The organism is Paraburkholderia sp. A1BS-2L (assembly GCF_051125205.1).
Taxonomy (GTDB): Bacteria; Pseudomonadota; Gammaproteobacteria; order Burkholderiales; family Burkholderiaceae; genus Paraburkholderia.
Window position 1 is genome coordinate 405,313 of sequence record NZ_CP120431.1, and the last position, 15,880, is coordinate 421,192.

Annotated in this window: 16 protein-coding genes; 11 read left to right on the forward strand and 5 right to left on the reverse strand. The window is 64.7% G+C overall.

All coding sequences use genetic code 11. The features are described from left to right. Positions 1 to 840, reverse strand: a complete 840-nt coding sequence (locus P5W98_RS31695) for a DUF3348 domain-containing protein (RefSeq protein WP_421028383.1) — start codon at positions 838 to 840, stop codon at positions 1 to 3. 150 nt (positions 841 to 990) lie between these two features. Here P5W98_RS31695 and P5W98_RS31700 point away from each other — a divergent pair, with 150 nt between their 5' ends. From P5W98_RS31700 to P5W98_RS31710, 3 genes are all read left to right on the forward strand, one after another. Then, on the forward strand, positions 991 to 1,602 hold the full coding sequence (locus tag P5W98_RS31700; protein WP_421028384.1) for a LysE family translocator: 612 nt from the start codon (positions 991 to 993) through the stop codon (positions 1,600 to 1,602). Between the two features lie 76 nt (positions 1,603 to 1,678). Then, positions 1,679 to 1,915 (forward strand): type II toxin-antitoxin system Phd/YefM family antitoxin, encoded by a 237-nt coding sequence (locus tag P5W98_RS31705; RefSeq protein WP_421028385.1) that lies wholly within the window; start codon positions 1,679 to 1,681, stop codon positions 1,913 to 1,915. Continuing rightward, complete coding sequence (locus P5W98_RS31710; RefSeq protein WP_421028386.1) at positions 1,915 to 2,292, forward strand: type II toxin-antitoxin system VapC family toxin; 378 nt, start codon at positions 1,915 to 1,917, stop codon at positions 2,290 to 2,292. Before P5W98_RS31705 ends, P5W98_RS31710 begins: the two co-directional genes overlap by 1 nt. On the opposite strand, the gene P5W98_RS31715 is transcribed toward P5W98_RS31710, so the two are convergent. Beyond that, the gene (locus P5W98_RS31715; protein ID WP_421028387.1) at positions 2,257 to 2,685 is read right to left on the reverse strand and encodes a helix-turn-helix domain-containing protein; all 429 of its coding nucleotides are present in this window, start codon (positions 2,683 to 2,685) and stop codon (positions 2,257 to 2,259) included. The two genes, P5W98_RS31710 and P5W98_RS31715, sit on opposite strands and share 36 nt — an antisense overlap. On the opposite strand from P5W98_RS31715, the gene P5W98_RS31720 reads away from it, so the two are divergent. Further along, positions 2,662 to 2,922, forward strand: coding sequence for a transporter substrate-binding domain-containing protein (locus P5W98_RS31720; protein ID WP_421028388.1), 261 nt, complete (start codon positions 2,662 to 2,664; stop codon positions 2,920 to 2,922). The genes P5W98_RS31715 and P5W98_RS31720 overlap by 24 nt on opposite strands. A gap of 24 nt (positions 2,923 to 2,946) precedes the next feature. Here the strand turns inward: P5W98_RS31720 and P5W98_RS31725 are convergent, their stop codons facing one another. Continuing rightward, positions 2,947 to 3,681 (reverse strand): TetR/AcrR family transcriptional regulator, encoded by a 735-nt coding sequence (locus P5W98_RS31725; protein WP_421028772.1) that lies wholly within the window; start codon positions 3,679 to 3,681, stop codon positions 2,947 to 2,949. A gap of 98 nt (positions 3,682 to 3,779) precedes the next feature. On the opposite strand from P5W98_RS31725, the gene shc reads away from it, so the two are divergent. Next, a complete protein-coding gene (gene shc / locus P5W98_RS31730; RefSeq protein ID WP_421028389.1) occupies positions 3,780 to 5,828 on the forward strand; it encodes a squalene--hopene cyclase in 2,049 nt (682 codons plus the stop codon). Between the two features lie 283 nt (positions 5,829 to 6,111). Next, on the forward strand, positions 6,112 to 6,831 hold the full coding sequence (locus tag P5W98_RS31735; RefSeq protein ID WP_434718549.1) for a hypothetical protein: 720 nt from the start codon (positions 6,112 to 6,114) through the stop codon (positions 6,829 to 6,831). Between the two features lie 55 nt (positions 6,832 to 6,886). Here the strand turns inward: P5W98_RS31735 and P5W98_RS31740 are convergent, their stop codons facing one another. Then, positions 6,887 to 8,191: an MFS transporter gene (locus tag P5W98_RS31740; protein WP_421028391.1), complete on the reverse strand. Its 1,305-nt coding sequence runs from the start codon at positions 8,189 to 8,191 to the stop codon at positions 6,887 to 6,889. A gap of 176 nt (positions 8,192 to 8,367) precedes the next feature. Further along, entirely contained in the window at positions 8,368 to 9,459 is a 1,092-nt protein-coding gene (gene psrA / locus P5W98_RS31745; RefSeq protein ID WP_421028392.1) for an iron-containing alcohol dehydrogenase PsrA, read from the reverse strand. A 100-nt stretch (positions 9,460 to 9,559) separates the two neighbouring features. Between psrA and P5W98_RS31750 the strand changes: the two genes are divergently transcribed. From P5W98_RS31750 to P5W98_RS31770, 5 genes are all read left to right on the forward strand, one after another. Further along, positions 9,560 to 10,471, forward strand: a complete 912-nt coding sequence (locus P5W98_RS31750) for a LysR substrate-binding domain-containing protein (RefSeq protein WP_421028393.1) — start codon at positions 9,560 to 9,562, stop codon at positions 10,469 to 10,471. A gap of 239 nt (positions 10,472 to 10,710) precedes the next feature. After that, positions 10,711 to 13,296, forward strand: a complete 2,586-nt coding sequence (gene acnB / locus P5W98_RS31755) for a bifunctional aconitate hydratase 2/2-methylisocitrate dehydratase (RefSeq protein WP_421028394.1) — start codon at positions 10,711 to 10,713, stop codon at positions 13,294 to 13,296. Positions 13,297 to 13,471: 175 nt separating this feature from the next. Next, positions 13,472 to 14,452: a chromate resistance protein ChrB domain-containing protein gene (locus P5W98_RS31760; RefSeq protein ID WP_421028395.1), complete on the forward strand. Its 981-nt coding sequence runs from the start codon at positions 13,472 to 13,474 to the stop codon at positions 14,450 to 14,452. Continuing rightward, on the forward strand, positions 14,449 to 15,630 hold the full coding sequence (locus tag P5W98_RS31765; protein WP_421028396.1) for a chromate transporter: 1,182 nt from the start codon (positions 14,449 to 14,451) through the stop codon (positions 15,628 to 15,630). Before P5W98_RS31760 ends, P5W98_RS31765 begins: the two co-directional genes overlap by 4 nt. 34 nt (positions 15,631 to 15,664) lie before the next feature. After that, positions 15,665 to 15,856 (forward strand): hypothetical protein, encoded by a 192-nt coding sequence (locus P5W98_RS31770; protein WP_421028397.1) that lies wholly within the window; start codon positions 15,665 to 15,667, stop codon positions 15,854 to 15,856. Positions 15,857 to 15,880 lie beyond the last annotated feature (24 nt).

Consider the following 15,880-nt stretch of genomic DNA (forward strand, 5'->3'; position numbering starts at 1 on the left):
CTAGTGGGCGCGAAGCGCTGCAAGCAGCCCTTCGACCGGTTGAAACCGAACATCGAGTTCGGCGAGCAAAACACTCTGTACATCCTTGCGGAACGCATCGAGCCACGCGCCGGGCGCGGCTCGGGCCGGCGCCGCGGCTTCCGCTTGTCGAGCACTTTCCGCGTCTTGCGCGTCATCGGCTGCGGCCAGGGCTTCGCGGGCCGCGGCCTCGCGAGCCACCTTGCGCAGCCGCTCGAAATGCGCGCCCAGCAGGCCGGGCACCGCACCGAGCAGACTGCGCTCGCGCGCGGCGAGCGAGCGCTCCATGATGGCGTCGAGCGTCGCGAGCTTCGCCATGGCGGGCGACACCGCCGCGAGCCGGCTGCGCAGACGTCCGCGCAAGTCGCCGATGTCGGTCTCCATCTTCTGCTGTAGCGCGACGTAGCACTGGCGAAAGACAGCGTAGTCGGCGTCCGTTTCGTCAGCAACGGGGGCTTGCTGAACCGGCGCTTGTTGCAACGCGCGCGCGTGGCCAGCGTGACCATGGACGCTCGCGCGGCGCGCCTTCGCGGGCGCGAGCATGCCGTCGAGCGCAATCGCCTTCGAGAGCGCCGAGCGCAGGCTCAGGCATCGCTGTGCTTCGTCCTCGCCGCTCGTGCGCGCGCCGTTCGCCACGGCGCTTGCCGTTGCCGGAGCGGTCAGCACCGTCGAGAGCGCGATCGCGTCGGTCCAGCCGAGCCACTGGCTCAGCCGGTCCGCGAGCGGCTGCGGCGACGCTTGCACGTCGGCCTCGCTCAGGCGCGCCAGCAGGCGAACGAGGGCCGGACCGCTCAATGAAGTGCGTTGCGGGGGATGGACCATACCACAAGAGGCAAAAAAGGCAGCAGTTTACACGGCGGCGCGGCGTCGATCGTGGTTTTCGTCGCGGACGGCTGGTCGTAGGTGGTGATTGGCGCGCGTTAAACTGTTTCTCCCGCGCGGGCGCTGCGGCTCGTGCACGAGGAGATTTCCATGGCGTTTTCCAGTTTGAGCGCATTCGCGCTGGCCCTGCTGATCGTGGCCGGCATGCCGGGCCCGAGCGTTGCCGCGCTGGTGGCCCGCGTGCTGACCAGCGGTTTTCGCGACGTGCTGCCGTTTCTCGCTGCCATGTGGATCGGCGAAGCAGTTTGGCTGACCTGTGCCGTTGCCGGACTCGCGGCGCTCGCGCATACCTTTGCACTCGGCTTTATCGTGCTCAAATTTCTGGGCGTCGCGTACCTGCTGTTTCTTGCGTGGAAAATGTGGTTCGCGCCCGCCGATTTTCAGGCGGATAGTCTGCCGGGCAAGCGCTCGCCGTTGCGCATGTTTCTCGCGGGGATGGCCGTTACGCTGGGAAATCCGAAGATCATGATTTTCTATATGGCCCTGCTGCCGACGATGGTCGATCTTTCGCGTGTGGGCGTGTTCGAGTGGTCGGAGTTGGTACTCACGATGCTGGCGGTGCTCATCGCCATCGATCTCGCGTGGGCGATGTTTGCGGTGCGCGCGCGGCGTTTGCTCACGAGCCGTCGCATGGTGCGCGCCGCGAACCGCAGCAGCGCGATTGCCATGGCGGGCGCAGCGGTGACGATTGCGGCGAGGTAACAAGGTGGTTGACCGGCGTCTATTGTGCGCCGCGTCGTTGTGGACTAACATGGACTAGACTCACTTGGAGGTAGTCGTGCCTACGGTCAATATCCACGAAGCCAAAACACATTTCTCGCGTTTGGTCGATGCCGCAGCAAATGGTGAGGAAATTGTGATTGCTAAAGCAGGCAAGCCGGCTGCACGGCTGGTGCCCATGGAGCGCGCAAAGCCGATTCGACGTTTTGGCGGCTTGAAGGGCAAGATTCGTATTGCGGACGATTTCGATGCGCCGCTGCCCGACGAGATCCTTTCCGCGTTCGAGGGGCGCTAATGCGCTTGCTGCTCGATACGCACGTCTTTCTATGGGCGGTCAAGGATGAACCGAGGCTGACCAAAGTGGCGCGCAAGTTGATTGCGGACGCCGATGAAGTTTATGTGAGCAGTGTGAGCATTTGGGAAGCGGCGGTCAAGGTCGGACTCGGCAAGCTGGACGTGGACATCGATTTGCTCGTTGCCGAGATTGAGGCGAGTGGTTTTTCAGAATTGCCCGTGCGCGCCGTTCACGCCGCGAGGGTTCGCGGCCTTCCAGACATTCTTCGAGACCCGTTCGACAGGCTTCTGGTTGCGCAGGCCTTGTCCGAGCCGCTTCGTTTAGTAACTGCTGATGGTTATTTATCGAAGTACACAGAACTGGTTCTTTCGGTCTAAAGGTGCACACACCGGCCTACCCAACGGAAAACGCCTCCGGGTAAGCCGTCTGCGCCGCCGTCTCGCGCACGCAGGCTCGCGCGATTTCAAGCACGTCGCCAACTGCGCGATTGTCCTTGAGCGCGCGGCGATGTACGAGATAAAGTTGAACCACTGGTTCGAATCGAATGCGCGCGCAACGAGATCGCCGTTCGCGCACAGATCGGCCGCGCTCAGCGCGTTGAGCAGGCTCACGCCGTTCGTGAGCCGGATCATTTCCCCCAGCGAACTCAGATTGACCCGCAGCTCGTATCCAAGCCGACTCTGCAGACGCTGGTTCTCGCGTTCGAATAGCTTGATGCGCAAGCTGCCCTCGAGCCGCGCGAGCGCATGGCTGACCGCCGACTGCGTCATGTCGAGCCGCACCGCCGCCTGGCGCGTGGATCCGGTCGTGGCATTCTGACGATCCGCGACAAGCAGATCGACGCGAAGCCGGTAGGGCCGCTGCTGTATCCCGAACTGATGACGATTGCGGTGCGCAAGGACAGCCCGAAATTGCGCGATGCCATCAACGGCGCGCTCGATTCGCTCTATAAGGATGGCGAATACAGCTCGATCAGCAAGAGGTGGCTGGGGGAGGATGTGCGCTGAGTGCAGTGACGCTGCGCCGTAAAATCAGGAAGCCTTATCGATCGTCATGCGTTCGATCTGCCTCACGATCTCGTCGCGCAACGCGGGCGACAGGTCCTGATAGCCGAGCAGGTCCGAGATCCACAGGCCGTCCGCCACCAGCCGGCAGATCATGAGCCGCGCCGCGTGTTCGAGCGGCAGCGGGTCGGGGCGCGTCCACTTGCGCATGGGCGCGGAGTGGCGCTCGCGGATCTCGGGGTCGGTCATCATCGCGGCTACCAGCACCCGCAGCACGTTGGTGCTCGCGGCCGGGCTCGTTTCGTCGAGGGTCGAATGCAGGTAGGCGCGCGCGCTGGCGCCGTGAGGGTCGTTGCGATCCTTGCGGTCCGCCGCGATGCGCGCTTCCATTTGCGCGTCGAAGCGCTCCAGCGTCTGCTCGAACAGGGCGTCGATGAGCCCTTGCTTGTTGGCGAAGTGATACTGCAGCGCGCCCTTGGTCACGCCGGCGCGCTCGGCCACGGCGTCTAGCGTCACGGCCTGCACGCCGTGATCGGTGGCGATATCGGAGGCCGCTTGCAGCAACTGGGCGCGCACCTGCACGGGCGCTTTCTTGCGGCGCGTGCCCGAAGCGGGGGCGCCGGGCGGCTCCGCGTTCTTCCCGCCTGACGTTTCGGCAGATCCTGCATCGGGATGCCGCGCAGCCTCGTGAGGGGCCTTGTCAGGCACCTGCGCGGGCCGCCGCGCCGGGCGCGCGGCGTGTCCGGCGGCGTGTCCTGCCATGCTGGCAGAGGCTTTGACGGGGGAATTTTTCATGCATCGATCTTACCATCGAGGGCCGAGGCGCAAAACATTCCGTACGGATGGTATTATTCGGCACCATGAAGAATTCCGATATGCCAACCAACGTGCAACGCGCGGCGCTGCTCGACGCCGCCATTGTCCGCGGGCGCGAAGCGCTCGCGCGCCGGCAGCATCCCGACGGGAGCTGGTGTTTCGAGCTCGAATCCGACGCGACGATCACCGCCGAATACATCCTCATGATGCATTTCATGGCGAAGATCGACACGGTGCGCCAGGAGAAAATGGCGCGCTATCTGCGTGCGATCCAGCGCCTCGAAACGCACGGTGCGTGGGACCTGTACGTGGACGGCGTGCCCGATGTCTCCGCGAGCGTGAAGGCCTATTTCGCGCTCAAGGCAGCCGGCGACGCCCCCCACGCGCCGCACATGGTGCGGGCGCGCGAAGCCATTCTGAAGCTGGGCGGCGCGGCGAAATCCAATGTCTTCACGCGCATCCTGCTGGCCACCTTCGGCCAGGTGCCGTGGCGCGCCACGCCGTTCATGCCGATCGAGTTCGTGCTGTTCCCGAAGTGGGTGCCCATCTCGATGTACAAGGTCGCGTACTGGGCGCGCACGACCATGGTGCCGCTGCTCGCGCTCTGTTCGCTGAAGGCGCAGGCGCGCAATCCGCACAACGTGTCGATCGCCGAACTGTTCGTCACGCCGCCCGATGAGGAGCGCGATTATTTTCCGCGTGGCAAGGGCATGCGCAAGCTCTTTCTCGCGCTGGATCGCTCGGTTCGCCATCTCGAGCCGCTGATTCCGCAATCGCTGCGCAAACGCGCGATGAAGCACGCGGAAGCGTGGTGCGCGGAGCGCATGAACGGCGAGGACGGCATGGGCGGCATTTTTCCGCCTATCGTCTATAGCTATCAGATGATGGAAGTGCTCGGCTATCACGAGAATCATCCGCTGCGTCGCGATTGCGAAAACGCGCTGGAGAAGCTGCTCGTGGAGCGTCCGGACGGCAGCATGTACTGCCAGCCGTGTCTGTCGCCCGTATGGGACACCGCGTGGAGTACGATGGCGCTCGAGCAGGCGCTGGCGGTGCCGGAAGTGTCGAGCCCTGATTCGACCTCCAGCGCGCCATTGCAGCAGCAGATCACGCGCGCCTACGACTGGCTCGCGACGCGCCAGGTGGACGACCTCGCGGGCGACTGGATCGAGAACGTGAGTCCCGACGTGCAGCCGGGCGGCTGGGCGTTCCAGTACGCCAACCCGTATTACCCCGACATCGACGACAGCGCGGTCGTGGCCGCGATGCTGCATCGCCGGGGCCGCTCGATCAAGCGCGCCACGGGCACCGACCCGTACGCCGCGCGCGTGACGCGCGCGCTCGACTGGATGCGCGGGCTGCAATCGCGCAATGGCGGCTTTGCGGCGTTCGATGCCGACTGCGACCGGCTCTATCTGAACGCGATTCCGTTCGCCGACCACGGCGCGCTGCTCGATCCCCCCACCGAGGACGTATCGGGCCGTGTGCTGCTGTGCTTCGGCGTGACGGGCCGCGAGGAGGACAAGCCCGCGCTCGTGCGCGCGATCGACTACATCAAGACGACGCAGCAGCCCGATGGCAGCTGGTGGGGGCGCTGGGGCACCAATTACATCTACGGGACGTGGAGCGTGCTCGCGGGTCTCGCGCTGGCGGGCGAGGATCCTTCGCAGCCGTATATCGCGCGGGCGCTCGCCTGGCTCAGGTCGCGCCAGCATGCGGACGGCGGATGGGGCGAGACCAACGACAGCTATATCGACCCGCGCCTCGCGGGCACGAACGGCGGCGAGAGCACCTCGAATTTCACGGCGTGGGCGCTGCTTGCGCAGATGGCGTTCGGCGACTGCGAATCGGAGTCGGTGCGGCGCGGCATTGCATATCTGCTTTCGGTGCAGGACGACGAGGGCTTCTGGTGGCATCGCTCGCATAACGCGCCGGGCTTTCCGCGCATTTACTACCTCAAGTATCACGGCTATACCGCGTATTTTCCGCTCTGGGCGCTGGCGCGGTATCGCCGGCTGGTGGCGGATGGGGCGCGGGCCAGCGCGGCGAGGTCGGTCGAAGCGAAGTCGGGCGAGGCGGTCACGTTGGCGTGAACGCCGCGCGCATGAAATGAGCGCCATCTTTCAAGGTGGCGTTTTTTTCATCTATGTAATTTGGAATACGAAATAAACGTTAGCTGGATTGTCCTTCTGATTGCGCGTTACGGCGCGCCATGGCGTTGAATTTCGAAAGTAGCAAGCGGTCACGCCGTCACTTCGTGGCACATCGTTTGCGCGATTGTTGACGTACGCGCAGCGCGGTTTTGCGCGGTAAGGCGCGTTCTTGTGGCGACTTGCACAAGAAGGGGGGGCGATGAATCGATCGACGAAACAGACGGTGACTTGGGTGTTGGCTTTGGCGATATCGGGTGCGGCTTATGCTGCGGGCGCGGGCGCGGGCGCGGGCGCGGGTGCAGGCGCGGGCGGCACGGGGGCGGGTAGTGCGGGTGCTGGCGGCACAGGCGCAGGTAGTGCTGGCACGGGCGGCACCGGCTCGGGCGGCACGGCTACGGGTAGTGCAGGCACGGGCGGCACCGGCGCAGGAGGCACAGGTACGGGTAGTGCCGGAACGGCAGGCACCGGGGCAGCAGGCGCTGGTGCGGGTATTGCTGGCCCGGGCGCGGGCAGCACTGGCGCCGGTGGATCCGGCACGGGTAGCGCGGGCGCTGCAGGCACGAGCAGCACGGGTCATGGCAACGCGAGCGCGGGCGGTCCTGGAGGCCCGGCGGGCGTCGGCGCATCGTGGGGGCCGGAGCCTGGCGCCATGTACGTGGAGCCCGGTGCCGTGTATGTGGAACCCGGCGCCGCCCCGCCCATAAACGATTACTATGGCCCACCGCCCGACGCCTACAGGGGTATGGGCGCCGGGGATGCCGTTCCGGTCACGAACGACTACTACGGCCCACCCGCGCCCGGCGCCGCACCAGCCACGGATTACTATGGCCCGCCGCCCGCGCCTGGCAGGGGCAGCTACGCGCCGCCGGGTGCACCGCCGGGGGCGCCTATGCCGAGCTACGACGAGAGTGTGCACACGGTTCCGTATGATCCGACGCAATGACGACGCATCGTGCCGTCCCGAAAGCCCGATCCTTGATGGCCGAATGCACGCACCCTCAGTAGGTGCGCCGCATCAGATTCGTGCAAGTCGCGCTGAGTGCGCCCACGCAGCTGATGTAGACCGCAATCCACCATGGCTGCTGATTGCCGTAATGCAGCAGCGTGGTGGCGACGAGCGGCGTGATCGAGCTGGAGACGATGCCGGAGATCTGATACACGACCGAGATGCCGCTGTAGCGCACGCGCGTATCGAACAGCTCGCAAAAGAGCGCCGCTTCCGGGCCGTAGACGAATGCGTACAGAACGCCGAGCACGATCACGATCGCGCCGACGATCGCGCCGAGGCTCTGCGAAAAATGGAAGATCGCGAATACCGGCCACGCGCTCAGGCCGCACACGAGCGCGCCCCAGCCGAACACCCGGCGCCGTCCGACCTGATCCGAGAGGCGTGACGCGAGCGGGATCGTGAAGATGAGCACGAACGCGGCCAGCGTGATGGCGCTCAGCACGGCAGCCTTCGAATAATGCAGCACGCCGATCAGATAAGTGAGCGCAAACACCGCATAGGTGTTGAAGATGACGCCGTCGATATAGCGTGCGCCCCAGCCGAGCAGCACGTTCTTGCGATAGTCGCCGAACACTTCCTTCACCGGCACTCTCGCAACCGTATGGGAATCGCGCACTTTCGTGAAGGCCGGCGTTTCGACGACGCGCAGCCGGATGAACATGCCTACGCCCACCAGCACGATGCTCGCCATGAAAGCGGCGCGCCAGCCCCATTGCATGAACGCTTCGGCGCTCATCGATGAAGTCAGCAGCGCGACCACGCCGCTGCTCAGGCACAGTCCCACCGCAAGTCCGATCTGCGGATAGGACGCGTAGAGCCCGCGCCGCCTGCGGGGCGCGTACTCGAACGCCATCAGCACCGCGCCGCCCCATTCGCCGCCAAGGCCGATGCCTTGCAGCAGGCGCAGGAGCAGTAGACACACCGGCGCCCAGACGCCGATCGTTGCGTAGGTGGGCAGCAGGCCGATGAGGAAGGTCGAGACGCCCATGATCGAGAGCGTCAGCACGAGGAGCGGCTTGCGTCCGTGGCGGTCGCCGAAATGACCGAAGATCACGCCGCCGAGCGGGCGTGTGGCGAAGCCGACGGCGTACACCGTGTACGCGAGCATGGTTGAGACGAAGGCGTTGCCGGTTGGGAAGAACAGCTTGTCGAACACGAGTCCGGTGATCGTGCCGTACAGAAAGAAGTCGTACCACTCGACCGTCGTGCCGATCAGGCTCGCGAGCGCAACCGCCCTGGCGGTGCGCGCGTTCGTGTCCGTCGGCAGGCTTCCAGCGATTTCCACTGCTTCCATGACATGTCTCCTTGTGTCTCCGGGAGGCGGCCGGTAGCGCGACGGGGTCGATCGGTCGCTGCTTGGGGCGCCGTTCTCGTTTGCAGCGGCGCGCGGCTTGCTCGCGCCAATGTACGCTCGGCGGGCTTGGGCGCCCGCTTCTGTTGAGTTCCGTTGTGTTCCGTGCGCGGGCCGGCTCAGGCGTGCGCCGCGAGGAAGTTGCGCCCGCGCGGCCCGCTCAGCGCGTGCGCGATCATGCGGCGCGATTCGTCGTCGCCAACGCCATAGCTCGCGAATTCGGTACGCACGCCAAGTCCTTCGAGAAAGCGCGCAAGAAAATGATCGGCATCGCGAAGCGCGCAGGGAAACACGCGAGCTAGCACCGCGTCGCGGTCCGCGTCGCGTCCGCGTGCGAGACCCAACACCATCGGCAGCGTGAAAGAGCATGCGATGCCGTGCGGGATGCCGTGACGGATCGTCATTTCGTAGGAAATCGAGTGGGCGAGGGCGGTCTTCGTGTTGGAGAACGCCAGGCCCGCTTTGAGCGCGGCGAACGAGGCGCGCTCGCGCAGGAGCGGATTGCCGGGGTCGCTTGCGAGCACGGGCAGCGTCTCGAGCATGTCGCGTGCCGCCGATACCGCGAACTCGTCCGAGATAGGGTTCGCGTTCACGTTCCAGATCGCCTCCAGCGCGTGCGACAGCGCATCGAGCCCGCTTTGCACCGTCACCGCGAGCGGCAGTGACAGCGTCAGGTCCGGATCGACAATCGCCGCCTCGGGCCATGTCTGCTGCAGATGCAGCGAGTATTTGCGCTGCTTCACCGTGCGGTCCCAGATCGTGGCCCACGGCGTGACTTCACTGCCCGTGCCGGCCGTGGTGGGCACCGTGATCAGTTGCTTCGCGTGCGGCGGCGTGAACGGCGCGCCATTGTCCAGACAGTCGAGCAGTTCGCCGAACTCGCCGCTGTGCGTGCCGACCATCAACGCCTTGGCTGTATCGAGCACGCTGCCGCCGCCCACCGCGACGATTGCCGGGGTCGCGTGATGCGCGCGCCAGTACTCGCCGTACATGTTCGCGAGATGCACGACGTCGGGATTGGGCTGGACGTCACTGATGATTTCGACGATGCGTGCGCCGGCGATGTCGCGCAATCGCTGAATCACACCGAGCTCGGCGGCTTCTGGAAACGTCACCACCACCGCATTGCGCTCGCCGAGGATCGATGCCAGCCGTTCGAGACTGGCTCGGCCGAAGTTCACCTCGACAGGATTCCAAAACACGCCGTTCATCGTTTTCCCTCAATGAGTGGTCGCGGGTATGAACGGATTATGGGAAAGCACGGCTTATAGTAAAAATACAAAAATTTTCACATGATCATTCAACGGATCTATGCGTCTGACACACCTCCGGTCGTTCTACGCCGTGGGCCGTTATGGCAGCGTGACGGCCGCCGCGAAGGCGCTGCACGTCAGCCAGCCGACGGTGACGACGCAAGTGCGCGCGCTCGAGGAAGGCTATGGCGTGGAGCTGCTGCATCGCAGCGGGCGGCGCGTCGCGTTGACGCCCGCGGGCGAAACCCTCTACGCGATGGCGCAGCGCATGTTCAGCAGCGAGCAGGAAGCGATCGATTATCTGAAGGAGTCCGCAGGCCTCACGACTGGGTTGATCCGCGTAGGCGCAGTGGGTCCGCTGCACGCGATCGAAATCGTGGCCGCGTTTCATCGGCGGTATCCGGGCTTGAATGTGTCGGTGCGGCTGGGCAACTCGGAAGACACTGTGCGCGATCTGCTGGCGTATCAGACCGATGTCGCGGTGCTCGCACAGTACGAAGACGATCCTAAGCTCTGCTACGTACCTTACCGGCGCCATCCACTCGTCATCATCGTGCCGGCCTCGCATCGGCTGGCGCGCCGCCGCAGCATCCGCATCGAGGACCTGCGCGACGAACCGGTCATCATGCGCGAACCGGGTTCGACCACGCGCAAGGCGCTGGAGGCGGCCATGCGCGCGCACGGCGTCGTGGCGCGTTACTCGCTCGAGATCGGAAGCCGCGAGGCCATCCGGGAGGCGGTGATCCTGGGACTGGGCATCGCCGCCGTGTCGGAGCGCGAGCACATCGACGATCCGCGCTTGCGCAAGCTGGCGATTCAGGGCGACGACGTTTATACGCACGCGCACGTCGTGTGCCTCGAAGAGCGGCGCGGCGCGCGACTCGTCGCAGCCTTCTTCGATGTCGTCCGGCAATTGCTCGCCAGCGAGCAGGCCGGCCCCCCGTCGCCTCGCCACGAACGACGCGGGTGACGGCGCTGCGCCTGCCGTTCATCCCCGCGTGCCGCGCGGACAAACCGCCCCGTTGCTCCCGAAAACAGACTGAACGCTTGCCGCCATGGGTTTCAATGCGCCTCTAACTCTTATATAAGACATAAGACATTTGACGCTAGAGCCCATTTGCCATTAAAATCCCCCTCAAAGCGGTACCCGGAGCAGCCTTGGCGTGCTTGACAAGCCTTCCCCTGAAACGCAACACCAGTAGGCCCCACATGCTTGAAAACTTTCGTGCACACGTAGCCGCGCGCGCCGCGCTCGGCATTCCCCCCCTGCCGCTGACGGCCCAGCAGACCGCCGAGCTGGTCGAATTGCTGGCGAATCCGCCCGCCGGCGAAGAGCAGACCCTGCTCGACCTGATCACCAACCGCGTGCCGGCCGGCGTGGACGAAGCTGCCCGCGTGAAGGCCGGCTTCCTGGCCGCCGTCGCCAAGGGCGAAACCGCCTGCGCGCTGATCTCGCGCGCCCGCGCCACCGAGCTGCTCGGCACGATGCTGGGCGGCTACAACATCGCCCCGCTGATCGAGTTGCTGTCCGACGCCGAAGTCGGCACGGTCGCCGCCGACGCGCTGAAGAAAACCTTGCTGATGTTCGATCAGTTCCACGACGTCAAGGAACTGGCCGACAAGGGCAACGCGAATGCCAGGGCCGTGCTGCAAAGCTGGGCCGACGCCGAATGGTTCACGAGCCGTCCGGAAGTGCCGCAAAGCCTGACCATCACCGTGTTCAAGGTGACCGGCGAAACCAACACCGACGACCTCTCGCCGGCCCCGGACGCCACCACCCGCCCCGACATCCCGCTGCACGCGCTGGCGATGCTGAAGAACGCGCGCCCCGGCATCACGCCGGAAGAAGACGGCAAGCGCGGCCCGGTCAAGTTCATCGAATCGCTCAAGGAAAAGGGCCACCTGGTCGCCTACGTGGGCGACGTGGTCGGCACGGGTTCGTCGCGCAAGTCGGCCACCAACTCGGTGCTGTGGTTCACGGGCGAAGACATCCCCTTCATCCCGAACAAGCGCTTTGGCGGCGTGTGCCTCGGCGGCAAGATCGCCCCGATCTTCTACAACACGATGGAAGACGCCGGCGCGCTGCCGATCGAGCTCGACGTGTCGCAGATGGAAATGGGCGACGTGGTCGAACTGCGTCCGTACGAAGGCAAGGCGCTCAAGAACGGCGAAGTGATCGCCGAGTTCCAGGTCAAGTCCGATGTGCTGTTCGACGAAGTGCGCGCCGGCGGCCGCATTCCGCTGATCGTGGGCCGTGGCCTGACCGCGAAGGCGCGTGAAGCGCTGGGCCTCGCGCCTTCGACGCTGTTCCGCCTGCCGCAGCAGCCGGCCGACAGCGGCAAGGGCTTCTCGCTCGCGCAGAAGATGGTTGGCCGCGCCTGCGGCCTGCCGGAAGGCCAGGGCGTGCGCCCGGGCACGTACTGCGAACCGAAGATGACTTCGGTTGGCTCGCAGGACACCACGGGCCCAATGACCCGCGACGAGCTGAAGGACCTCGCATGCCTCGGCTTCTCGGCCGACCTCGTCATGCAGTCGTTCTGCCACACCGCCGCTTATCCGAAGCCGGTGGACGTGAAGACGCACCAGACCCTGCCGAACTTCATCAGCACGCGTGGCGGCATTGCGCTGCGCCCGGGCGACGGCGTGATCCACTCGTGGCTGAACCGCATGCTGCTGCCCGACACCGTCGGCACCGGCGGCGACTCGCACACGCGCTTCCCGATCGGCATCAGCTTCCCGGCGGGTTCGGGTCTGGTGGCGTTCGCGGCCGCTACCGGCACGATGCCGCTCGACATGCCGGAATCGGTGCTCGTGCGCTTCAAGGGCGAGATGCAGCCGGGCGTCACGCTGCGTGACCTCGTCAACGCGATCCCGCTGTACGCCATCAAGCAAGGCATGCTGACGGTCGCCAAGCAGGGCAAGAAGAACATCTTCTCGGGCCGCATCCTCGAAATCGAAGGCCTGCCCGATCTGAAGGTCGAGCAAGCGTTCGAACTCTCGGATGCGTCGGCCGAGCGTTCGGCGGCCGGTTGCACGGTGCACCTGAACAAGGAACCGATCATCGAGTACCTCAACAGCAACATCACGCTGCTGAAGTGGATGATCGCCCAGGGCTACCAGGACCCGCGCAGCCTCGAGCGCCGTATCAAGGCGATGGAGGCATGGCTGGCCGATCCGCAATTGCTGCAACCGGATGCGGACGCTGAGTACGCCGCCGTCATCGAGATCGATCTGGCTGACGTGCACGAGCCGATCGTGGCCTGTCCGAACGATCCGGACGACGTGAAGACGCTCTCCGATGTCGCCGGCGCGAAGATCGACGAAGTGTTCATCGGCTCGTGCATGACCAACATTGGTCACTTCCGTGCGGCTTCGAAGCTGCTCGAAGGCAAGCGCGATATTCCGGTCAAGCTGTGGGTTGCGCCGCCGACCAAGATGGACCAGAAACAACTGACCGAGGAAGGCCACTATGGCGTGTTCGGCACCGCTGGCGCACGTACCGAAATGCCGGGCTGCTCGCTGTGCATGGGCAACCAGGCACAGGTGCGCGAAGGCGCGACGGTGATGTCGACCTCGACGCGTAATTTCCCGAACCGTCTGGGCAAGAACACGAATGTGTACCTCGGCTCGGCGGAACTGGCAGCGATCTGCTCGCGTCTGGGCAAGATCCCGACCAAGGACGAGTACATGGCCGATATCGGCGTGATCAACGCCAACGGCGACAAGATCTATCAGTACATGAACTTCGACCAGATCGCGGACTTCAAGGACGTGGCCGACACCGTGGCGATGTAAATGTGACGATGGCCTGAGGCGCGGGAGTTTTCGCGCCAGGCTGGCGTCCTCGTACTTCGCGCAATGGCCCCGCAGGCATTCAGCCTGCGGGGCCATTTTTTTTTGTGGGCTTTGGAGGTTTCTTGCCTGAGAAGTGATCTTGTAGATCACGTTACACACGAGTAGTATAATCTACATGAATGCTTGTTCGACGTGGTCACTCCTTGTGCTGACGCTTCCGACTGAGAATGCGACGGCGCGCATGCGCTTCTGGCGCGCTCTCAAGGCGCGCGGCTGCGCCGTTCTGCGCGACGGCATATATCTGCTGCCGTACACGGCCGAACGTGAGGCGATGCTGCGCGAACTCGCAGTCGCCATTGGCGAGAGTGGCGGCACCGCCCATCTTCTGCGTGCGCCGAGCCTCGATGCTTCGCAGGAGGCAGAATTTCGCGCGCTGTTCGATCGTACCGATGAGTACGACGGCTTCACCCGCACACTCGCCGATGCCCGGAAGACGGTTTCGGGCCAATCCGCCGCTGAACTAACGAAGGTCTTGCGGCGACTGCGCAAGGACTACGAGACCCTCGTTGCGATCGACTTCTTTCCGGCTGAGGCAGCGACGCGCGCCGAAGCCGCCTGGCATGATTTTCTGGCGCACGTCGATACGGTGCTTTCACCGGGCGAGCCGCACGCGACAGACCGCGCAATCCGCTCGCTATCCGCTAGCGACTATCAGGGGCGAACCTGGGCGACTCGCAGGCGCATGTGGGTCGACCGAGTGGCCAGCGCCTGGCTGATCCGCCGTTTTATCGATCGTGACGCGCGCTTTATCTGGTTGCCGTCGCCGGAGGCGTGTCCGGCCGACGCGCTCGGCTTCGATTTCGACGGTGCAGCCTTTACCCATGTTGGAGAACGCGTCACGTTCGAAGTGCTGCTGGCGAGCTTTGGCCTGGACAGTGACCCGGCGCTTGTGCGGCTCGGCGCGATGGTTCACGCGCTCGATGTGGGTGGTGCGAGCGTGCCGGAAGGCATCGGGTTCGAAGCGGTCACGGCCGGAAACCGAGAGCGCACGGCCGACGACGATCAACTACTCGCTGCCATGAGTCCGGTGCTCGAGTCGATGTACACGCATTTCGCGGCTCGTGAAAAAGGCAGCGATACAGGACGGCGCCCATGAGCACGACCACCGCGCAGGTTCCCGGCTACACGCTTGGGCAGATGGCGCTCTATATGCTCAAGCTCGGCACGGTCGGCTTTGGCGGGCCGGTCGCGCTCGTCGGCTATATGCGTCGTGATCTGGTCGAGCGGCGCGGCTGGATCACCGAAGCGGATTACCGCGAAGGGCTGGCACTGGCGCAGATGATGCCCGGTCCGCTTGCCGCGCAGCTTGGCATTTATCTCGGCTTCGTGCACTACCGTCTACTGGGCGCAACGCTCGCAGGCCTCGCCTTCGTGCTGCCGTCGTTCCTGATGGTCGTCGCGCTGGGCTGGGCTTACGCGCATTTCGGTGGACTGTCGTGGATGCAGGCGGTCTTCTATGGCGTTGGTGCGGCCGTGGTCGGCATCATTGCGATGAGCGCATACAGGCTGACGACAAAGACGCTTGGCACAAACCGGTTGCTCTGGATCATCTTCGTGATCCTCGCGGTTGTAACGGTCTACACGGAATCCGAAATTGCCTGGCTCTTTATCGCGGGTGGTGTCGTCAATTGGCTGCGCCGGTCGCCGCCCGGATGGCTCAATAAAGGCGGTCTCAATGCACTCGCGGCGACACAGGCGCCAGCATTTGCTGGCGTGGCCAGCGGGCTGGATCTCTCGCTGCTTGGCCAGATTGGTTTTTTCTTCACGAAGGCGGGTGCGTTCGTGTTCGGTTCGGGCCTCGCGATCGTGCCATTTCTCTACGGCGGCGTCGTGACCGAGCACCACTGGCTCAACGACAAACAGTTCGTCGATGCAGTGGCCGTCGCGATGATTACACCGGGGCCGGTTGTCATCACCGTAGGTTTCATCGGCTATCTGGTTGCAGGGCTGGCCGGTGCCTGTGTCGCCGCGATCGGCACGTTTCTGCCATGCTACCTGTTTACGGTCCTGCCCGCGCCGTACTTCAAGAAATACGGGCGGCTTCCTGCCGTGAAGGCGTTTGTCGACGGTATCACCGCTGCGGCCGTAGGCGCGATTACCGGGTCGGTCGTTGTCATTGCGAGGCGTTCGGTCGTCGACTGGCCAACCGCGCTGATCGCGCTCGCAACCGTACTGCTGCTGTGGCGCTTCAGGAAACTTCCGGAGCCCGTGATCGTTGTCGCCGCCGCCCTGATCGGCTTTGGCCTCTATCCGCTTCTTCACCTGCACACCTGATAGCTCGCGCGCGGGAAGAATGTGAGGAATGCAAATGAAATTGCGACGTATCTTTCTGCAAGATGCCGCCGAAGTTGGCGCAGAAATGATGCTGTCCCAGGCACGGAAGGTCCATGCGGCCAGCGTGCCCGGCTACGTTGCCAGACTCGTTGCGCAGTTCGTGGCAGCGACCGTCGCCACCGAAGCGTCAGGCCGGGGTGTCGTTGGATACCTGCCGGCCGCGTAACGTCGACGCGAAAACTCGGGGACT

Excerpts from the sequence above, each read along its gene's own strand:
- P5W98_RS31695 (WP_421028383.1), bottom strand. The coding sequence starts at position 840 with ATGGTCCATCCCCCGCAACGCACTTCATTGAGCGGTCCGGCCCTCGTT.
- P5W98_RS31700 (WP_421028384.1), top strand. The coding sequence starts at position 991 with ATGGCGTTTTCCAGTTTGAGCGCATTCGCGCTGGCCCTGCTGATCGTG.
- P5W98_RS31710 (WP_421028386.1), top strand. The coding sequence starts at position 1,915 with ATGCGCTTGCTGCTCGATACGCACGTCTTTCTATGGGCGGTCAAGGAT.
- P5W98_RS31720 (WP_421028388.1), top strand. The coding sequence starts at position 2,662 with ATGGCTGACCGCCGACTGCGTCATGTCGAGCCGCACCGCCGCCTGGCG.
- P5W98_RS31715 (WP_421028387.1), bottom strand. The coding sequence starts at position 2,685 with ATGACGCAGTCGGCGGTCAGCCATGCGCTCGCGCGGCTCGAGGGCAGC.
- P5W98_RS31725 (WP_421028772.1), bottom strand. The coding sequence starts at position 3,681 with ATGGCAGGACACGCCGCCGGACACGCCGCGCGCCCGGCGCGGCGGCCC.
- shc (WP_421028389.1), top strand. The coding sequence starts at position 3,780 with ATGAAGAATTCCGATATGCCAACCAACGTGCAACGCGCGGCGCTGCTC.
- P5W98_RS31740 (WP_421028391.1), bottom strand. The coding sequence starts at position 8,191 with ATGGAAGCAGTGGAAATCGCTGGAAGCCTGCCGACGGACACGAACGCG.
- psrA (WP_421028392.1), bottom strand. The coding sequence starts at position 9,459 with ATGAACGGCGTGTTTTGGAATCCTGTCGAGGTGAACTTCGGCCGAGCC.
- P5W98_RS31750 (WP_421028393.1), top strand. The coding sequence starts at position 9,560 with ATGCGTCTGACACACCTCCGGTCGTTCTACGCCGTGGGCCGTTATGGC.
- acnB (WP_421028394.1), top strand. The coding sequence starts at position 10,711 with ATGCTTGAAAACTTTCGTGCACACGTAGCCGCGCGCGCCGCGCTCGGC.
- P5W98_RS31760 (WP_421028395.1), top strand. The coding sequence starts at position 13,472 with ATGAATGCTTGTTCGACGTGGTCACTCCTTGTGCTGACGCTTCCGACT.
- P5W98_RS31765 (WP_421028396.1), top strand. The coding sequence starts at position 14,449 with ATGAGCACGACCACCGCGCAGGTTCCCGGCTACACGCTTGGGCAGATG.
- P5W98_RS31770 (WP_421028397.1), top strand. The coding sequence starts at position 15,665 with ATGAAATTGCGACGTATCTTTCTGCAAGATGCCGCCGAAGTTGGCGCA.